Below are 17,441 nucleotides of genomic sequence, written 5' to 3'. Positions count from 1 at the left end.
TAGCGCAAGCGCTTTGTTTCGCCAACCGGCACCCGGCGCGAGGCGCGGCTCGACGGAAAAAGCAAGCGCTGCGGCGCAGCTGTTCAAACGTGTTATTTGATTTTTCGCAATTAACCCGCGGATTAATCAGATTGACGATTTTGGTTTGATTATTTTCCGCGGGAATTAAATCGGATTTCCCATTAGCAGATCGATTTCACGAAAGCAAGACGGTTAATCGTGTGCCGTGCTTGTGACAGGAGTGAATCGGCTGCTGAACGGTGTCTTGAGCGAGGCCGCATTCATACTCGTTTTCGCCTGGCAAGGCTGCTCCATCGCCTGCGACGCCTTGCCGCGCGGGGCTGTTCCGCGCGCGAAAGCTATTCGAAAGATATATGTGTCGTTCCGTCGCGGCTGGGCGGATGCGCTTTGACGCCCTGAATAAACCTTAATCTGGATCAAATTTTCAGATAAGTCGTTTCCGTAGAATTTCGCTAAAAACGGTACGGGTGCATTTTGCATAGCGGTTTTAGCGATGCGGGTGCGTAAAGGCGTTCAAAGTGGTTAAACGGAATAGCAGGCAAACATGAAGAGAAAAGCCTTCAAAAGGTGGTTAATCCCCCTCGGCGGCGGGCTCGTCGCCACGCTCGCGGGATGCAGCGGCAATCTGACGGTGCTCGATCCCAAGGGCAGCGTGGGCGTGGCCGAAAAATCCCTCATCGCCACGGCCACGTGGGCCATGCTGCTCGTGGTCGTGCCGGTGATCCTGCTCACGCTGTATTTCGCCTGGCGCTACCGCGCGTCCAACCGCAACGCCACCTACGCGCCCAAGTGGGCGCACTCCACGGCGATCGAAGTGGTGGTCTGGACCATTCCGGCCGTCATCATCCTGTTCCTCGCCGTGCTCACCTGGAAGACCACGCACGAACTCGATCCCTACCGGCCGCTCGAGTCGAACGTGAAACCCATCAACGTCGAAGTCGTCGCGCTCGACTGGAAGTGGCTCTTCATCTATCCCGATCTTGGCATCGCCACGGTGAACCAGCTGGCCGTGCCGGTGGGCACGCCGGTCAACTTCCGCATCACGTCGGATTCGGTGATGAACTCGTTCTTCATCCCGCAACTGGGCACCCAGGTCTACGCCATGGCGGGCATGCAGACGCGCCTGCACCTGGTCGCGGACGAAGCCGGCAACTACGAAGGCATTTCGGCCAACTACAGCGGCAAGGGCTTCTCGGACATGAAGTTCCGCACGCTCGCCACCAGCCAGCAGGATTTCGACGCGTGGGTGCAGAAGGTCAAGGCCTCGCACGACGGCCTGTCGATGGACCAATACGCGGGCGTCTCGCAGCCGACCGAGAAGGCGCCGGTGCAGTACTTCTCGACCGTCGATCCGAAGCTCTTCAACAACATCATCGCGAAGTACAACAACGGCCACGTCACGGACTTCACTGATCCGTCGTGCGTGACCAAGGGGTAAGCAGTCATGTTCGGAAAACTCACTTTAGAGGCGATCCCGTTCGATCAGCCGATCATCATGGGCGCCGCGGCGTTCATGGCGCTGATCGTGGTCGCCGTGCTCGGTCTCGTGACCGTGACCGGCAAGTGGAAAACCATCTGGTCCGACTGGATCACGAGCGTGGACCACAAGCGCATTGGCGTGATGTACATCATCGTGGCGGTGCTCATGCTCGTGCGCGGTTTCGCCGACGCCGTCATGATGCGCATCCAGCAGGCCATCGCCTTCGACGCGCCCGGCTATCTGCCGCCGCATCACTATGACCAGATCTTCTCGGCGCACGGCGTCATCATGATCTTCTTCATGGCGATGGCGCTGATGGTCGGCCTGTTCAACCTCGTCGTGCCGCTGCAGATCGGCGCGCGCGACGTGGCCTTCCCGTTCCTGAACTCGCTGTCGTTCTGGATGACGGCGATCAGCGCGATCCTCATTAACCTGTCGCTCGTGGTCGGCGAGTTCGCGCAAACGGGCTGGCTCGCGTATCCGCCGCTGTCGGAATTGCAGTTCAGTCCGGGCGTGGGGGTCGACTATTACATCTGGTCGCTGCAGCTTTCGGGCGTGGGCACGCTCATTACCGGCATCAACTTCTTCGTGACGATCCTGAAGATGCGCGCGCCGGGTATGAGTCTCATGAAGATGCCGGTGTTCACGTGGACGGCGCTGTGCTCGAACGTGCTGATCATGGCCACGTTCCCGATTCTCACGATCGCGCTCGCGCTGCTGGGCTTCGACCGTTATGTCGGCACGCACTTCTTCACGAACGACGGCGGCGGCAATGCCATGCTGTATCTGAACCTGATCTGGGCATGGGGCCACCCCGAGGTGTACATCCTCGTGCTGCCTGCGTTCGGTATCTATTCGGAAGTCATGGCCACGTTCTCGAAGAAGCCGCTGTTCGGCTACAAGACCATGGTGTACGCCTCGTGCGCGATCATGGTGCTGGCCTTCCTCGTGTGGCTGCATCACTTCTTCACGATGGGTTCGGGCGCCGACGTCAATGCGTTCTTCGGCATCATGACCATGGTGATTGCGATCCCCACGGGCGTGAAGATCTTCAACTGGCTGTTCACGATGTATCGCGGCCGCATCGAATTCACGGCGCCGGTGCTCTGGACGATCGGCTTCATGGTCACGTTCTCGATCGGCGGTATGACGGGCGTGATGATGGCGATCCCGGGCGCGGACTTCGTGCTGCATAACTCGCTGTTCCTGATTGCCCACTTCCACAACGCCATCATCGGCGGCGTGGTGTTTGGCTACCTCGCGGCCCTGCATTACTGGTTCCCGAAGGTGTTCGGCCTCAAGCCGAATGAAAAGCTCGGCAAGGCATCGTTCTGGTGCTGGTTCGTCGGCTTCTACGTGGCCTTCGTGCCGCTCTACGTGCTCGGTTTCATGGGCGCGACGCGTCGTCTGAACCACTACGACAATCCCGCGTGGCAGCCGTACTTCATCGTTGCGGCAATCGGCGCGGCGATCATCGCGGCGGGTGTGGTGTTCCAGGTGCTGCAGTGGGTGATGGCCTTCGTCAATCGCAACAAGGCCGAATGCCAGGACGTCACGGGCGATCCGTGGGATGGCCGCACGCTCGAATGGGCGACTTCTTCGCCGCCGCCGGTCTATAACTTCGCGGTTATTCCGCAAGTCCACGAAATCGACGCCTTCACGCATATGAAGGAAACGGGCCGCGGTCTGGGGCTCGCGGCGAAGTACACGGATATTCATATGCCGTCGAACACCGCGGCGGGTTTCCTCATCGGCATGTTCAGCCTGGCGCTGGGTTTCGCGGGCGTGTGGCACATCGTCTGGCTGGCCGTGCTGGCGCTGGCCGCGATCGTCGTGACGATCGCCGCGCGCAGCTTCAGCGACGACGACGGCTATTACATTCCGGCCGCGAAGGTTCGCGAAATCGAAGAGAAGCGCCATCGCGCGGCGGTTGCCGTCGAGCGCGAACTGGCGGAAGTGGAGGCCTAAGCCATGCTACAGAAAACCCATACGGCAAATCTGGCCGACCTCGATCATCACGATCATCCGCCGTCGAACTCGGTGTTCGGCTTCTGGGTGTATCTGATGACGGACTGCGTCCTGTTCGCTTCGTTGTTCGCCACGTTTGGCGTGCTGGCGCACCAGTACGCGGGCGGCCCGTCGGGCAAGGACCTGTTCGATATCGGCGGCGTGGCGATCGAAACGGCCGTGCTGCTGCTGTCGAGCATCACCTACGGCTTCGCCATGCTCGGCGCGCAGCAGCGCAAGAGCGGCGCGGTGCTCGGCTGGCTTGGCGTGACGTTTATCCTCGGCGTGCTGTTCCTCGTGCTCGAACTGCGCGAGTTCTCGCACCTGATCGCCGATGGCGCCGGTCCGCAGCGCAGCGCGTTTCTCTCGTCGTTCTTCGTGCTGGTCAGCACGCACGGTCTGCACGTGTTCTTCGGTCTCGTCTGGATGGCCGTGCTGATGATGCAGGTGCTGCGCCGCCCGCAACTGGACGAGCGCGAAGTGCGCCGCCTCACGTGCCTGAGCCTCTTCTGGCACCTCCTGGACGTGGTCTGGATCTGCGTGTTTACTTTTGTCTATCTCGGGAGCGCGCTCTAATGGCTCATTCTCATAGCGAAGCTCATGGTTCTCTCGGCAGCTATGCTGCGGGCTTCATTCTCTCGGTGCTGCTGACTGCAGGCGCGTTTGGCGTGGTGCTGCATGGCTCGTTCGCGCCGGGCACCGGCATGACGATACTCGCCGTGCTCGCCTTCGTGCAGGTGATCGTGCATCTGCTGTTCTTCCTGCATCTGAATTCGCCGGGGCAGGGCTGGAACGTGCTGTCGCTGGCTTATACGGTGCTGGCTGCGGCGTTCCTGATCTTCGGAACCATGTGGGTCATGCATAACGTGACGATGAATATGATGTCGCGATAGAAGGAGGCATGCTGTGTGCCACCGCCTTGCGACTCGTCAAACCTGACGGGTTTACATCGCGGTGAGCCTCAGATAAGCTTTTCGGTGAGTCGAGAGTACTGACCGATGATTTTTTGCAGTGCGCTGGGCGCTTGCTCCACTCGGCTTACCGATTTCCAGGGCCACCTTCGGGTGGCCTTTTCATTTGCGCTGCTGAATCTGTATGTATCTCGCATACCTGGACGACTCCGGTTCGCCTGACGATCCCAATAGCCAGTTTTTCGTGCTGGGAGGGATCATGCTGTTCGAACGGCAAACGCATTGGCTGGAATCGCGAATCAATCCTGTCGCTGCACGATTCGAGGCGGACGGAAAGTATCGGGAGTTGCACGCCGGTCCGATGCGTGCGGCAAAAGACGGTTGGGAGAAGTTTTCGCCTGTTGAGCGGGCGCAGGCAACAGCAGACGTTTTGCGTCTGTTAAAAGATAAGCAGTCCAAAGTCAGTGTCATGGCAGCCGTTATCGAAAAGTCGATGCTGAAGCCAGCCGAAATTTTGCCGTATTGCTACGAGATACTTGCGACGTGCTTCGATGATTGGCTCGCGTATCGCTATCGAAAGTACGGAGAGCCGGCGCGCGGTATTTTTATACTCGATCGGTCGAAGTCGGTCGTCGAACAGAACATGCAGACGCTCCATCGCGTGTTCAAGCACACGGGCCACGCGAGCGGCAAGCTGAGGAACTTCGCGGAGGTTCCCATGTTCCTCGACTCCAGAGCATCCCGGCTTATCCAGATGGCCGATAACGTGGCGTACTGGATTTATCGCCGATACCAGGCTCTCGATAACCGGGGCTTCGAGATCATCGAACCGCATTTTTTCAGAATGGGCGCCGAACGGACGTCTTTGCACGAGTTGGTTAGCGAAGCGACTCGCGAACGGCTCAGAAACATGCCGGAGCCGAAGTACCCGTTCCCGCCGCCTGTCCACGCAAACGCCGCAACCTCAAATGCCGCGTTGCAAGTTTTGATTCCCCCGTCGAGCGAAATCGCCGCAATGACGGCGTTCGCCGATATGCCGTGACCGCGAAGGCGGCCGCCCATCCCCCCACGCCCCCAGACTTCACCTGCGGTTACCCCTGCTTGACACTCGCGCGCCGCGACGCCTATCATGGGCGCCAAATGTTCGATTATCGACCATGAGTTCGCAATTCGAACAATTCGCACGAGGACGTGCGCGTTCGATACCCCATTCTTCGCCCGCGCAGTCCGTCGATCCCAACCGGTTTAGCATGGGATTGCGTCCGACGCTGATCTTGGCGCGCGCAATCGACAGGAGACTCTTATGACGGAAGCATTCATCTGCGACGCGATTCGCACGCCGATCGGCCGCTATGCGGGCACCCTTGCGCAGGTTCGCGCCGACGACCTCGGCGCCGTGCCGCTGAAGGCGCTGATGGAGCGCAACAAGGATGTCGACTGGACCGCAATCGACGATGTGATCTACGGCTGCGCAAACCAGGCGGGCGAAGACAACCGCAACGTTGCGCGCATGTCGTCGCTGCTGGCGGGGCTGCCGCAAGTCGTGCCGGGTTCGACGGTCAACCGTCTGTGCGGTTCGGGCATGGATGCCGTGGGTATTGCCGCGCGCGCGCTGAAGTCGGGCGAAACCGGTCTGATGATTGCCGGCGGCGTGGAAAGCATGAGCCGTGCGCCGTTCGTGATGGGCAAGGCCAACACCGCGTTCGCGCGCGATGCGGCGATCTACGACACGACGATCGGCTGGCGCTTCGTCAACAAGCTGATGAAGCAGCAGTATGGCGTCGATTCGATGCCGGAAACGGCTGAGAACGTCGCCGTCGATTACAAGATCAGCCGCGCCGATCAGGATGCGTTTGCGCTGCACAGCCAGCAGAAGGCCGCGCGTGCGATCGCCGATGGTACGTTCGAGCAGGAAATCGTGTCGGTTTCGATCGCGCAGAAGAAGGGCGATCCGCTGGTGTTCTCGCGTGATGAGCATCCGCGTGAGACGTCGCTCGAGGCGCTTGCCAAGCTTAAGGGCGTGGTTGGGGCGGAGGGTTCTGTTACCGCCGGGAATGCTTCGGGTGTGAACGATGGTGCTTGTGCGCTGTTGCTCGCGAATGAAGAGAATGCGAAGCGTTTTGGGTTGACGCCGCGCGCGCGCGTGATCGGCGTTGCTACGGCTGGCGTTGCGCCGCGTGTTATGGGTATCGGGCCGGGTCCGGCTACGCAGAAGCTGCTCGCCCGTCTTGGTATGACCATCGATCAGTTCGATGTGATCGAGCTCAATGAGGCGTTTGCTTCGCAAGGGCTCGCGGTGCTGCGTATGCTCGGTGTCGCGGATAACGATCCTCGTGTTAATCCGAACGGCGGCGCAATCGCGCTTGGGCATCCGCTGGGGATGAGCGGCGCTCGTCTCGTGACTACCGCTATGTATCAGCTTCATCGCACCGGCGGGCGTTTTGCGCTCTGTACGATGTGTATTGGCGTCGGGCAGGGGATTGCTATTGCTATTGAGCGCGTTTAAGGCGGTTTTTTTGCCTTGATTGCGCTGTTTGATGTGGTGTGATCGGAGCCGTGAGCCTTTGGGGTCGCGGCTCTTTTTGTTTGGGCATTTTCTTGTTTTCGTGTCGGTCTATTGGCGTCGCCCCTGTGCGGGGCGGCACTTACTTTTCTTTGCAGCGGCAAAGAAAAGTAAGCAAAAGAAAGCCGCTCACACCGCCAGTGTGACGCAGTCCACAACCTGCCTTATGCGGGGAATGGTGTAGGAGCATCCGGCTCTTCGCACCACCCAACGCTGTGACAAGGCGCCCGCACACCCGGCGGCTCTGCGCGCGCCGTGGGGCATAATTTTTACACCTCGTGGCCTTTTAACGGCTCGCGCAGGCTACGACGTATGCAATCAGGAACGGCATGAACAGCAAGGTGCCGCCCACTAAGCCCTTGATCTGGGCAAGGCGCTCCTCTCGCTTTGCGTCTTCCTTCTTCGATATCGTTTGTTCGTCCTCGACTTTGTCTGCTTCGCTCGGCGCAAACGAATACAGCGTCTGGACTCGGTTCATCAGTTGCGAATGATCGATCAGCAGTGAAAGCGGGCTCATGGCTTCTCTCCAGTACGTGTTGTTTCAGGACAGGTATCAGGATAGGGAGTCCGTTCCGCTCGCTATATCGAATGAATTCGAGATATTGGTGGGGGTTCGTTGGGTTGCGCAAGACGCAATAATTCTCGTGATCGTTTCAATATCGATCTCTCGATTTATGCGAAACGAAATCTAACGAAGTTCGCGGCGAATAATCTGTGTCAACGCCCGTTCAACTTGCATCCCCGTTTTCGATCGCCCGCGTAGAATCGCTCCACATCCCCGTGCAACCCGCCTGGTTGAACGAATCGAATTCATCGTGATGAGGAGATCGCAAGTGACCAAGACTTCGGTATGGATGGCCGCGCTGTTGATGGGTTTCGGTGTTTCGCACATTTCGTTCGCGCAGAACGAGCAGCCCGCTTCGGCGCCTGCTGCGCAAACGGCGCTCGCCGGCGAGGCGCAGTCGGTTATCGCCAATGCGGCGCCCGTTCATCTCAAAGCGAAGATCGTCGGTATCGATCGCGGTGCGCGTATCGTCACGCTGCGTGGTCCGCGCGGTAACGATATCGATATCGGTCTGAGCGAGCAGGTCAGTAATTTCGATTAACTGAATATCGGCGATACCGTCGATGTGCTCTACAAGAACGCGCTGCTCGTGACGGCGGAAAAGGTCACCGGCAAGGACAAGGGCATTCGCAAGCGTGTCGATACCAGCGTCTATATGCCGGCTTCGTCGGGTTATAGCGCGGCGCGCCAGGTCGAGGTGCAGGCCACCGTGCAGCACATCAACGCGAAAAAGCGCGAGGTTACGCTGCGCGGCGCCTATCAGACCGTGACCCTCGAGGCCACGCCCGATATCGATCTCAAGACGCTCAAGGTCGGCGATACCATTCACGCCGTGTTCGTTTCCGCTTACGCCACGCAGGTCACGCCGGTCGAGGCCACGCAGTAAGCGTCAGCATCGGCTTCGAAGCTCGCGCACAAATGCAAACCGGCGCGCCGCGATCCATTCGCGACGCGCCGGTTTGGCGCAGTTCCACGCGGGCGCCAGGGTGGCGCCCGTCGTTTTTCCGGCGGCTTACATGCCGGCCATGCACAGGTACTTGATGACGACGTAATCGTCGATGCCGTAGTGCGAGCCTTCGCGGCCCAGGCCCGATTGCTTCACGCCGCCGAACGGTGCGACTTCGTTCGAGATCAGGCCGGTGTTGATGCCCACCATGCCGTATTCGAGCGCTTCCGCCACGCGCCAGACGCGGCCGATGTCGCGGCTGTAGAAGTAGGCAGCCAGGCCGAATTCGGTGTCGTTGGCCATCTTGATCACTTCTTCATCCGACGAGAAGCGGAACAGCGGCGCCAGCGGGCCGAAGGTTTCGTCGCGCGCGACCTTCATCGCGGGCGTCACGCCCGTGAGAATCGTCGGTTCGAAGAAGCCGTGGCCGAGCGCGTGGCGCTTGCCGCCCGTCAGCACCTGCGCACCCTTGCCGAGCGCGTCTTCGATGTGCGATTCCACCTTCAGCACGGCCGCTTCGTTGATCAGCGGGCCTTGCGTCACGCCGGCTTCGGTGCCCAGACCCACCTTGAGCTTTTCCACGGCGTCGCGCAGTTTCGCGGCGAACGCGTCGTACACGGCGTCGTGCACGTAGAAGCGGTTCGTGCAGACGCAGGTCTGGCCGCTGTTGCGATACTTCGAGGCGATCGCGCCCGCGACTGCGGCGTCGAGATCGGCGTCGTCGAATACGATGAACGGCGCGTTGCCGCCCAGTTCGAGCGAGACTTTCTTCACGGTTGCGGCGCACTGGCTCATCAGCAGGCGGCCCACCGGCGTCGAGCCCGTGAACGAGAGCTTGCGCACGATCGGGTTGCTCGTGAGTTCGCCGCCGATCGCCTTCGGGTCGCCCGTGACGACGCTGAACACGCCGGCCGGCACGCCTGCGCGTTCGGCCAGCACGGCCAGCGCGAGCGCCGAGAACGGCGTGGCTTCAGCGGGCTTCAGCACGATCGGGCAGCCGGCCGCGAGCGCGGGGCCGACCTTGCGCGTGATCATCGCAGCCGGGAAGTTCCACGGCGTGATGGCAGCGCACACGCCGATCGCTTCCTTCGTCACCACGATGCGCTTGTCGTTGGCGGGCGTGGGGATCGTGTCGCCGTAGACGCGCTTGCCTTCTTCGGCGAACCATTCGAGGAACGAGGCCGCATAGCCGATTTCGCCCTTGGCTTCGGCGATCGGCTTGCCTTGTTCGGTCGTGAGGATCAGCGCGAGGTCGTCGGCGTTTTCGATCATCAGATCGTGCCATTTGCGCAGGATGACGCTGCGCTCCTTCGCGGTCTTCGCGCGCCACGCGGGCCAGGCGGCGTTGGCGGAGGAGATCGCGCGGCGCGTTTCAGCCGCGCCCATGCGCGGCACCGTGCCGATCAGCGCGCCGGTGGCCGGGTTGACCACGTCGAGCGTGGCGCCGTCTTCCGCGCCTTGCCATTCGCCATTGATATAGGCCGCGTTCTTGAGCAGCGATGCGTCTTTCAGGTTCATCTGGGAACTCCGGGCAATGCTTCTATTCAGTTCGATTCGGTATGTCGCCGGCGCGAGGCACAACGACGAACGGCACAGCGGCAAACGCCGGTGTGCCGTTTCGGGACTCAGATTAAAGCGGTGAGGTGCTCAGGCGAGGCTTACGCCGGCACGCCCACGGCTTCCTTGATCGATTCTTCGAGGATCGCCAGCGCTTCGTCGAACACGTTGTCCTGGATCGTCAGCGGGAACAGGAAACGCACGACGTTCGAGTACACGCCGCACACGAGCAGCAGCAGGCCGCGGTTCAGCGCGGCGGTTTGCACGCGCTTCGTGAAGTCGGCGTCGGCTTCGTTGGTGCCCGGCTTGCAGAATTCGACGGCGTTCATCGCGCCCGGGCCACGCACGTCGGCGATTTGCGGCACTTCGGCCTTCATCGCCGTGAGCTTGGCCTTGATCTTGTCGCCCAGCTTCGTGGCGCGCTCGCAGAGCTTTTCTTCTTCGATGATCTCGATGACAGCGTGTGCCGAAGCGACAGCCAGCGGGTTACCCGCGTACGTGCCGCCGAGGCCGCCAGGCGCTGCGGCGTCCATCACTTCCGCGCGGCCGACCACGCCCGACAGCGGCATGCCGCCGGCCAGGCTCTTGGCGATCGTCATCAGGTCCGGCGTGACGTCGTAATGTTCCATCGCGAACAGCTTGCCGGTACGTGCAAAGCCGGTTTGCACTTCGTCGGCGATCAGCAGGATGCCGTGCGTGTCGCAGATCTTGCGCAGGCCGCGCACGAAGTCCGCCGGTGCCTGGTAGAAACCGCCTTCGCCCTGAACCGGTTCGAAGATGATCGCGGCGACGCGCTTCGGATCGATATCGGCCTTGAACAGCATTTCGATGTGCTTGAGCGAGTCAGCCGTGCTGATGCCGTGAACCGAGTTGGGGTACGGAGCGTGGTAGACGTCGGCCGGGAACGGGCCGAAGTTCAGCTTGTACGGCGCGACCTTGCCGGTGAGCGCCATGCCCATCATCGTGCGGCCGTGGAAGCCGCCTGCGAAGGCGATCACGCCCGGACGGCCGGTCGACGCGCGAGCGATCTTGACGGCGTTTTCGACGGCTTCAGCGCCGGTCGTGAAGAACGCGGCCTTCTTCGCGAAGCTGCCCGGTGCGCGGGCGGCGACCTTTTCGGCCAGCGAGACGTACGACTCGTACGGCACGATCTGGTAGGCGGTGTGCGTGAAGCGCTCGAGCTGGTCCTTGATCGCAGCGACGATCTTCGGATGGCGGTGGCCCGTGTTGCACACGGCGATACCGGCAGCGAAGTCGATCACGCGGCGGCCTTCGACGTCCCACAGTTCCGCGTTTTCAGCGCGCTCAGCGTAGAAGTCGCACATCACGCCCACGCCGCGCGGGGTAATTGCGTTCTTGCGGGCCTGCAGATCGGCGTTCTTGCTCACGTTCATCTCCTTCAATGCTCTCGGTTCTGGGTTGACTGGCGGACCGGATGGTCGTGCATCCGTCCATGCCGCGACTATACTCACGTTTGGCTCTAATATTCAGAGCCATTCAGTGCAATCTTTAGGAGCCAATTTCCATGCGAGCGAGTGTCCTGTCCGACTGGCTGGCCCAGCGGCTCGAGCGCGGCAGCGGCCAGCCCGTGTACCGGCAACTGCACAAACTGCTGCAGCAGGCGATCCACTCGCGCGAGCTGCCGGCCGGCGCGAGAGTCCCGTCATCGAGGCTGCTGGCGGCTGAGCTGGGAATCGCGCGCAATACGGTCACGCAGGTTTACGAGCAATTGGTGCTCGAAGGCTATGTCACCTCGGCGACGGGGCGCGGCACCTTTGTCGCCGATACTTCACCCGATGAAATCGTCGGCGCGGCGGAAATTGGCTCTATCGGATCGGTGAAAACCCCGATCAAATCAGGTTCCATTACGGGCCAATCTTCAAGCATTGCAACTAACAGCCAGGTTTTGCCCGGCGCAGAGCGGTCGAACAACCTGATTTCGCCGGTTTCCGTCGCTACCGATCTGCGCGATGACCTTGGCGAGCAGACTCAAGGCCCGATTCAGCCAGCGCAGTTGCCGCAGCCGCACCGTCCGGGAGCCCGCGCATTGTCTGCGCGAGGCGCACGCCTGATCGCGGGCGCGGGCGTGTCCAAGCGCCAGGGCGGCGCCTTCATGCCGGGCGTGCCCGACGTCTCGCGCTTTCCCGCGCGCATCTGGACCCGATTGCACAACAAATACTGGCGCACGTTGCGCCCCGATCTGCTGACCTACGCGCCCGGCGGCGGTCTGGCCTTGCTGCGCCACGTGCTGGCCGACTATCTGCGCACCTCGCGCTCCGTGCGCTGCTCGCCCGAGCAGATCATCATCACGACGGGCATCCACCAGTCGGTCGACCTGGCGGTGCGTCTGCTGTCCGATCCCGGCGACACCATCTGGACCGAAGACCCGTGCTACTGGGGCGTGCGCAGCGTGCTGCACGTTTCGGGGCTCAACCCGCGCCCGATTGCCGTCGATAGCGAAGGCATCAACCCTTCCGCCGCCGATTTCGCCGCGCCGCCGCCGAAGCTGATTCTGGTCACGCCGTCGCATCAATATCCGCTTGGCATGGTGATGAGTCTTGCGCGCCGCCGCACGCTGCTCGAATACGCGCGCCAGCATCAGTGCTGGATCATCGAGGACGATTACGACAGCGAATTCCGCTACGGCAGCCGGCCGCTCGCGTCCCTGCAAGGTCTTGATACAGCCGGGCAGGTGATCTACGTGGGCAGCTTCGGCAAGACCTTGTTTCCGGGCTTGCGCGTGGGCTACCTGGTGGCGCCGGAATCGCTCGCGGAGAGCTTCGCGACCGCCAGCGCCGAGCTTTATCGCGAAGGCCAGCTTTTGCAGCAGGCCGTACTGGCGGAATTTATCGCCGAGGGGCATTTCACTTCGCACATCCGCAAGATGCGCGCGTTGTACGGTCAGCGCCGTCAGGCTTTGCTCGACGCCGCCGCGCGCCGCTACGGCGACGCGTTGCCCGCGATGGGCGGCGACGCGGGCCTGCACGTGGTCATGCAGTTGCCCGAAGGCAGCGACGACCGCGCCGTGGCCGAAGCGGCGCTGGCGCGCAATATCGTCGTGCGTCCGCTGTCGGGCTATTACTCGGAGCGCGAACGCGCGGCGTCGGGTTTGTTGATCGGCTATGCGTGCGTGCCGGACGAGGAAATCGCGCCGTCCTTCGACACGCTCGCACAAGCGATTGACGCTACGCTGCCGGCCTTCGCGTAGCGCGACCTGCAACGCTCAAGGACTGAGCTTCGTGATCTTTTGCCCTTGCACGCCGATGCCTGCCATCAAGCCCGCCTGAGCGAAGATCATGGCGTAGACGTCCGAGCGCAGAGTTGTACTCGAATAGTCTTCCGCCGCGCCCGAGTTCGCGACCACAACGCTCGGGCCCGAACCGATCGACCAGCCATCGGCGCTATCGAGATACGTTTGCGCGGCGGGCGTCATGAGGAACAGCGCTTCGGCAAAACTCTGCGCGCCGGCCTGCAACCCGTACGACAGCGAGCTCGAATTGTAATAACCGAGTACCTGGCCATCGCGCGAGAACAGCACGCCATTGCCGCTCGCGCCGCCGACCAGCAGGCCCGCTTTCAGCATGTCCGGGAAGACCAGAATCGCGTTGGCGCGCGAACCCAGCGATCGGGCGTTCGGTACGCTCTTGTAGAGCGTGTTCAGTGCAACCCGAGCGTCGCGTTCGAGTTGCGCGTGCGAGGCTGCATTGCCCGATGTGCTGCTCGTGGGCAGCATGCTGCCGTTCTGTGTCGAACAGGCAGACATGAGCAGCGCCGTTGAAATAATCAGTATGCCTACGTATTTGGATGACATGTTGGCTTTGCGTTTTGCGGTTCTGGAATGAACCACATTAGCAAAGCGAACTGTTCAGGTCTTTGCGCGCCGTCACGCCAGGCGGCGAAAGAGACGACGACTCGATCGAAATCGAGTCGTCGTCCTGCAACTGCGATTTACGGGCAGGCGATGCTTGCCCGCGCGCCCGAACGCGGCGCAGCCGCGAGCGCGCGCACGCCGCTGGCGATCGATTGCGAGAGCGCCTCGATGGCTCGCCGATGTCCGTCCACGATTGCGTCATAGCCCTCGCCAACCGCTTCGTTGCGCGCGCTTCGGCAGGTCATGGCGGTTTGCGCGCCCAGCGCGCGCACGCTCCACACGGCATCGATCAGCACGTGCGAACCCGGCCAGGATTCGAAGCGCTGCACGTTCACGCTCACGCGATAAACGGGCACGCCCGCGGCATGCGGCGCGCCATATACGTCGATGGTGCCGAGCTGCTGCGTGAGGTCGCCCGAAAGCGCGTGGCGGATTTCGTCGCCGGGCAGCGAGGCCCAGCGATCGTGTTCGAGCACGCGCACCTGGTTTGCGTCGGTTTGCACCACGAACTGCGATTTCGCGACTTGCGGCGGCACGTCCACCGGCGCGAGTTCGATCAGCCACGGCGGGTTGCTCGCGATCGTGGCATTCGTGCCACTCGTGGCGGGCGTGCCCGGGCTGAGCGTATAAAAGCGCGTGGCGGGCGACCCGCAACCGGCCAGCGCGGCGGCCGCGAGCAGGGTTGCCGCCATCGAGGGGACGCGTCGGAACATCATGGCTGGTCTCCTGACTTGCCGCGCAGCAGCGATTCCGGGTGGCGCTCCAGGTAGTCGGAAAGCGCGTTAAGGGATTGCAACGTACGCGTGAGTTCCTGCATCGCCTGATGCACGTCCGACTGCAGCGGCGAATCCTGCTGCAGCGTGGACTGCGCGGCGCTGAAGGTCTGACGCGCTTCGTCGAGCGTGCTGCGCATCTGCGGCATCAAGGCGTGGGTCGAACTGCATCGAAGCGATCATCGTCAGGATCACGACCGAGCCGAACGCGATGGCGCCGGGCCCAGCCGTAATCACCGCAAGCGACTGGAAGCGTACCAGAGCAACGGTCAGCGTGACGACGAACACGTCCAGCATCGACCAGCGCCCGATGAATTCGACAAGGCGATAGAGTTTCGTGCGTTCGATCGGCCGCCACGTCGAGCGCCGCTGCGTGGTCAATGTCAGCAGGGCGAGCACGGAGAGCTTGAGCATCGGTACGAGAATGCTGGCGATGAAAACGATCACCGCAAGCGGCCACGAGCCCGAAGTCCAGAAATAGACCACGCCGCTCATGATGGTGTCGTCCTCGTTGCCGACGAGCGACTCCGTATGCATGATCGGCAGCAGGTTCGCGGGAATATAAAGCAGCGCAGCGGCGATGAGCAGGGCCCAGGTGCGCATCAGGCTGTTGGGTTTGCGCGGATGCAGTGCAGAGCCGCAACGGTGGCAGCGCGGGTGCGTGCGTTCATGCGATTGCGCCTGGACACGCCCGCACGCGTGGCAGGAAAAATAGCCGGCTTGGGCGGCGGTTAAATATTTCATTGTGGTGGTTCCGGCAGCGGATTGTTTCGCTGCGCGTGCGGATTGTGTGTGCGTGCGGCATCGCGCAAGGCGTCGGCGATGTCCCAGAGCAGGCGCGCATCGAATGTCGCAACGACGGTGAACATCAGCGTGAGCGCGCCGAAGGCGAATAACGCGGTTTCGGGAATCACGCGCGCAAGGCTCACCATTTTCACGATGGTGATCAGCACGCCCAGCATGAACACTTCGAGCATGCCCCATGGCCGCACGAACTGGATCGTGCGCAGCACCCGTGTGAAGCCCGGCGGGATAACGCCGCGCCGCACGGGCAGCAGAACATAGAGAAGCGCCAGCATCTCCGTGAGCGGGAATAGCACAGTCGCGCAAAAGACCATCGCGGCAATGACCTGCATGTCGTCGCGCCACAGCACGGCGATGGCGCCAAACAGGCTCGACGTCGAGAGGATGCCGTTGGCGTCAAGCTCGATGATGGGAAACGACTGCGCGATGATAAACATCACGAGCGCCGCGACCGTGATCGCACTGATGCGGTCGAGTTGTGACGCGGCGTTACGGTAAAGCGTCGCGCCGCAGCACGCGCAGCGCGCGCTGCGGCAGCTGGCCAGACGGGGTTTGCGGTGGAGCGTGTCGCATTCGTGACAGGCGATCATTCGACGGCACGAGAAAACGTTACGTTCATCTGCAGAATATCGCTGGCTGGCCGGCCGCTTTCGACGATCTGCGCAAGCGCCTTTAGCCACGGAACGCAGTGGCTGAAGAAATGGTAGTAGCCCTGACAAAGATAGTTGAGGCCGGGCTCGCCTTCCGTCGAGCGCGTGAAGCGATGTTTCGGGCAACCGCCCCAGCAACCCTTGAGCATATTGCAGCGCAGGCATTGCTGCGGCAACGCCTCGAACTTGTCTCTGCCGAAACGTTGCTGCAACGGCAAATCGAGCATCGACGCAAAATCGTTCTGCGCCAGATTACCCAGCCGATAGTCGCCATAAACATAGTGATCGCAAGCATAGACATCGCCGTTATGCTCGACGACCACGGCTTTACCGCAGGTTGGCTGGTGATGGCAAGACGCGCCGGGGCGGCCCATAAAATTCGCCAGCGCCCATTCGAAGTTCATCACATGGATGTTGCCGACATCGCGCTTGATCCATTCGTCGAAAATCGTCGATAAAAATGTGCCGTAGTGCTCGGGGCGCACGGACCATTCGGTAACCGATGTGTCGGCTTGGGGCCGTGCGGCTGCCGACAGTACCTTGCCGCCAGGGCCGCGCAAGGTGAGGCCGATTTCCCGCTCCTGCTCGCCCGGCGCACGCTCGACGACAGGAATGAACTGCATATACTCAACGCCGTGCTCACGCAGGAATCGATAGACTTCGAGCGGCGCCTGCGAACTACGATGATTGACGCAGGCGAGCACGTTGTAACGCACGCCCCACGCCTTGAGCCTGTCCAGCGCGCGCATCACGAGCGCATGCGAAGGCCGTCCGCCCACGGTCACGCGATACGCGTCGTGAAGATGCGCGGGTCCATCGAGCGATAACCCGATCAGAAAATCGTGCTGCTTGAAGAAGTCGCACCACGCTTCGTCGATTAACAGACCGTTGGTCTGGAAACTATTGGCGATGCGCCGGCCTTCGCCATAGCGCTGCTGCAACGCAATCGCGCGTTCATAAAACGCCAGGCCCAGCAGCGACGGTTCCCCGCCTTGCCACGTGAACACGACTTCATGGTCCGGCGGCGTTGCGGCGATATAGTCGCGCACATAGGCTTCGAGAACATCATCGCTCATGCGATGCCGGTTGCTATCGCGATACAGCGCGGCTTTCTCGAGATAAAAGCAGTACGAGCAATCGAGATTGCAATCCGATCCACTGGGTTTCGCCATGGCGTGAAAACCGCCATCGACGTGTGTGTGATTCATGATTCAGGGCTCATCCGGTTACGGTGGGGCGGCCGCGCTGCGAAAATCCGCGCGGCCGCCCATGAACGCCAATGTGCGTTCGTCA

General features: G+C 61.7%; 17 protein-coding genes. 9 read left to right on the top strand and 8 right to left on the bottom strand.

The genetic code is table 11. The features are described from left to right. Positions 1 to 565: 565 nt before the first annotated feature. The 6 genes from cyoA (at position 566) to pcaF (ending at position 6,925) form a co-directional block, all read left to right on the top strand. On the top strand, positions 566 to 1,459 hold the full coding sequence (cyoA, locus tag U5A67_RS14975) for a ubiquinol oxidase subunit II (RefSeq protein WP_205987377.1): 894 nt from the start codon (positions 566 to 568) through the stop codon (positions 1,457 to 1,459). Between the two features lie 6 nt (positions 1,460 to 1,465). Next, a complete protein-coding gene (cyoB, locus tag U5A67_RS14970) occupies positions 1,466 to 3,469 on the top strand; it encodes a cytochrome o ubiquinol oxidase subunit I (protein ID WP_321815067.1) in 2,004 nt (667 codons plus the stop codon). Positions 3,470 to 3,472: 3 nt separating this feature from the next. After that, positions 3,473 to 4,084 carry a cytochrome o ubiquinol oxidase subunit III gene (gene cyoC, locus U5A67_RS14965; RefSeq protein ID WP_321815068.1) on the top strand — a complete coding sequence of 204 codons (612 nt, stop codon included), beginning with the start codon at positions 3,473 to 3,475 and terminating at the stop codon, positions 4,082 to 4,084. Further along, positions 4,084 to 4,401: a cytochrome o ubiquinol oxidase subunit IV gene (gene cyoD / locus U5A67_RS14960; RefSeq protein WP_205987372.1), complete on the top strand. Its 318-nt coding sequence runs from the start codon at positions 4,084 to 4,086 to the stop codon at positions 4,399 to 4,401. The genes cyoC and cyoD overlap by 1 nt, the downstream gene beginning before the upstream one ends. A 202-nt stretch (positions 4,402 to 4,603) precedes the next feature. Further along, positions 4,604 to 5,461 (top strand): DUF3800 domain-containing protein, encoded by an 858-nt coding sequence (locus U5A67_RS14955; RefSeq protein WP_321815069.1) that lies wholly within the window; start codon positions 4,604 to 4,606, stop codon positions 5,459 to 5,461. 261 nt (positions 5,462 to 5,722) lie between these two features. Further along, entirely contained in the window at positions 5,723 to 6,925 is a 1,203-nt protein-coding gene (gene pcaF, locus U5A67_RS14950; protein WP_205987371.1) for a 3-oxoadipyl-CoA thiolase, read from the top strand. A 343-nt stretch (positions 6,926 to 7,268) separates the two neighbouring features. Here pcaF and U5A67_RS14945 read toward each other — a convergent pair whose 3' ends face one another. Then, on the bottom strand, positions 7,269 to 7,499 hold the full coding sequence (locus tag U5A67_RS14945) for a hypothetical protein (RefSeq protein ID WP_321815070.1): 231 nt from the start codon (positions 7,497 to 7,499) through the stop codon (positions 7,269 to 7,271). 316 nt (positions 7,500 to 7,815) lie between these two features. Between U5A67_RS14945 and U5A67_RS40720 the strand changes: the two genes are divergently transcribed. Next, complete coding sequence (locus tag U5A67_RS40720; RefSeq protein WP_415767839.1) at positions 7,816 to 8,088, top strand: hypothetical protein; 273 nt, start codon at positions 7,816 to 7,818, stop codon at positions 8,086 to 8,088. Between the two features lie 24 nt (positions 8,089 to 8,112). Further along, positions 8,113 to 8,433: a hypothetical protein gene (locus tag U5A67_RS40715; RefSeq protein WP_415767838.1), complete on the top strand. Its 321-nt coding sequence runs from the start codon at positions 8,113 to 8,115 to the stop codon at positions 8,431 to 8,433. 126 nt (positions 8,434 to 8,559) lie between these two features. Here U5A67_RS40715 and gabD read toward each other — a convergent pair whose 3' ends face one another. Continuing rightward, on the bottom strand, positions 8,560 to 10,011 hold the full coding sequence (gene gabD, locus U5A67_RS14935; protein WP_321815071.1) for an NADP-dependent succinate-semialdehyde dehydrogenase: 1,452 nt from the start codon (positions 10,009 to 10,011) through the stop codon (positions 8,560 to 8,562). 140 nt (positions 10,012 to 10,151) lie between these two features. Continuing rightward, positions 10,152 to 11,444 carry a 4-aminobutyrate--2-oxoglutarate transaminase gene (gene gabT, locus U5A67_RS14930; RefSeq protein ID WP_321815072.1) on the bottom strand — a complete coding sequence of 431 codons (1,293 nt, stop codon included), beginning with the start codon at positions 11,442 to 11,444 and terminating at the stop codon, positions 10,152 to 10,154. 131 nt (positions 11,445 to 11,575) lie between these two features. On the opposite strand from gabT, the gene U5A67_RS14925 reads away from it, so the two are divergent. After that, the gene (locus U5A67_RS14925; protein ID WP_321815073.1) at positions 11,576 to 13,258 is read left to right on the top strand and encodes a PLP-dependent aminotransferase family protein; all 1,683 of its coding nucleotides are present in this window, start codon (positions 11,576 to 11,578) and stop codon (positions 13,256 to 13,258) included. A gap of 15 nt (positions 13,259 to 13,273) precedes the next feature. On the opposite strand, the gene U5A67_RS14920 is transcribed toward U5A67_RS14925, so the two are convergent. The 5 genes from U5A67_RS14920 to U5A67_RS14900 all read right to left on the bottom strand — a co-directional run bounded on the left by U5A67_RS14920 (position 13,274) and on the right by U5A67_RS14900 (position 17,356). After that, positions 13,274 to 13,813 carry a YSC84-related protein gene (locus U5A67_RS14920; protein ID WP_321815074.1) on the bottom strand — a complete coding sequence of 180 codons (540 nt, stop codon included), beginning with the start codon at positions 13,811 to 13,813 and terminating at the stop codon, positions 13,274 to 13,276. Between the two features lie 185 nt (positions 13,814 to 13,998). Continuing rightward, positions 13,999 to 14,637, bottom strand: coding sequence for a PqiC family protein (locus U5A67_RS14915; protein ID WP_321815075.1), 639 nt, complete (start codon positions 14,635 to 14,637; stop codon positions 13,999 to 14,001). 66 nt (positions 14,638 to 14,703) lie between these two features. After that, positions 14,704 to 15,438, bottom strand: a complete 735-nt coding sequence (locus tag U5A67_RS14910) for a paraquat-inducible protein A (RefSeq protein ID WP_321815076.1) — start codon at positions 15,436 to 15,438, stop codon at positions 14,704 to 14,706. Beyond that, a complete protein-coding gene (locus U5A67_RS14905; RefSeq protein ID WP_321815077.1) occupies positions 15,435 to 16,088 on the bottom strand; it encodes a paraquat-inducible protein A in 654 nt (217 codons plus the stop codon). The genes U5A67_RS14910 and U5A67_RS14905 overlap by 4 nt, the downstream gene beginning before the upstream one ends. Next, on the bottom strand, positions 16,085 to 17,356 hold the full coding sequence (locus tag U5A67_RS14900) for an anaerobic sulfatase maturase (protein WP_321815078.1): 1,272 nt from the start codon (positions 17,354 to 17,356) through the stop codon (positions 16,085 to 16,087). The genes U5A67_RS14905 and U5A67_RS14900 overlap by 4 nt, the downstream gene beginning before the upstream one ends. Between the last annotated feature and the right edge of the window lie 85 nt (positions 17,357 to 17,441).

It is taken from the genome of Paraburkholderia sp. J69-1, from assembly GCF_905220255.1.
In the GTDB taxonomy this organism is placed as follows: Bacteria; Pseudomonadota; Gammaproteobacteria; order Burkholderiales; family Burkholderiaceae; genus Paraburkholderia.
Note: the sequence above shows the minus strand (reverse complement) of the source record. Positions and strands in the feature narration are given on the sequence as shown.

Coding starts and splice junctions, on each gene's coding strand:
- cyoA (WP_205987377.1), top strand. CDS start 566: ATGAAGAGAAAAGCCTTCAAAAGGTGGTTAATCCCCCTCGGCGGCGGG.
- cyoB (WP_321815067.1), top strand. CDS start 1,466: ATGTTCGGAAAACTCACTTTAGAGGCGATCCCGTTCGATCAGCCGATC.
- cyoC (WP_321815068.1), top strand. CDS start 3,473: ATGCTACAGAAAACCCATACGGCAAATCTGGCCGACCTCGATCATCAC.
- cyoD (WP_205987372.1), top strand. CDS start 4,084: ATGGCTCATTCTCATAGCGAAGCTCATGGTTCTCTCGGCAGCTATGCT.
- U5A67_RS14955 (WP_321815069.1), top strand. CDS start 4,604: ATGTATCTCGCATACCTGGACGACTCCGGTTCGCCTGACGATCCCAAT.
- pcaF (WP_205987371.1), top strand. CDS start 5,723: ATGACGGAAGCATTCATCTGCGACGCGATTCGCACGCCGATCGGCCGC.
- U5A67_RS14945 (WP_321815070.1), bottom strand. CDS start 7,499: ATGAGCCCGCTTTCACTGCTGATCGATCATTCGCAACTGATGAACCGA.
- gabD (WP_321815071.1), bottom strand. CDS start 10,011: ATGAACCTGAAAGACGCATCGCTGCTCAAGAACGCGGCCTATATCAAT.
- gabT (WP_321815072.1), bottom strand. CDS start 11,444: ATGAACGTGAGCAAGAACGCCGATCTGCAGGCCCGCAAGAACGCAATT.
- U5A67_RS14925 (WP_321815073.1), top strand. CDS start 11,576: ATGCGAGCGAGTGTCCTGTCCGACTGGCTGGCCCAGCGGCTCGAGCGC.
- U5A67_RS14920 (WP_321815074.1), bottom strand. CDS start 13,813: ATGTCTGCCTGTTCGACACAGAACGGCAGCATGCTGCCCACGAGCAGC.
- U5A67_RS14915 (WP_321815075.1), bottom strand. CDS start 14,637: ATGATGTTCCGACGCGTCCCCTCGATGGCGGCAACCCTGCTCGCGGCC.
- U5A67_RS14910 (WP_321815076.1), bottom strand. CDS start 15,438: ATGAAATATTTAACCGCCGCCCAAGCCGGCTATTTTTCCTGCCACGCG.
- U5A67_RS14905 (WP_321815077.1), bottom strand. CDS start 16,088: ATGATCGCCTGTCACGAATGCGACACGCTCCACCGCAAACCCCGTCTG.
- U5A67_RS14900 (WP_321815078.1), bottom strand. CDS start 17,356: ATGAATCACACACACGTCGATGGCGGTTTTCACGCCATGGCGAAACCC.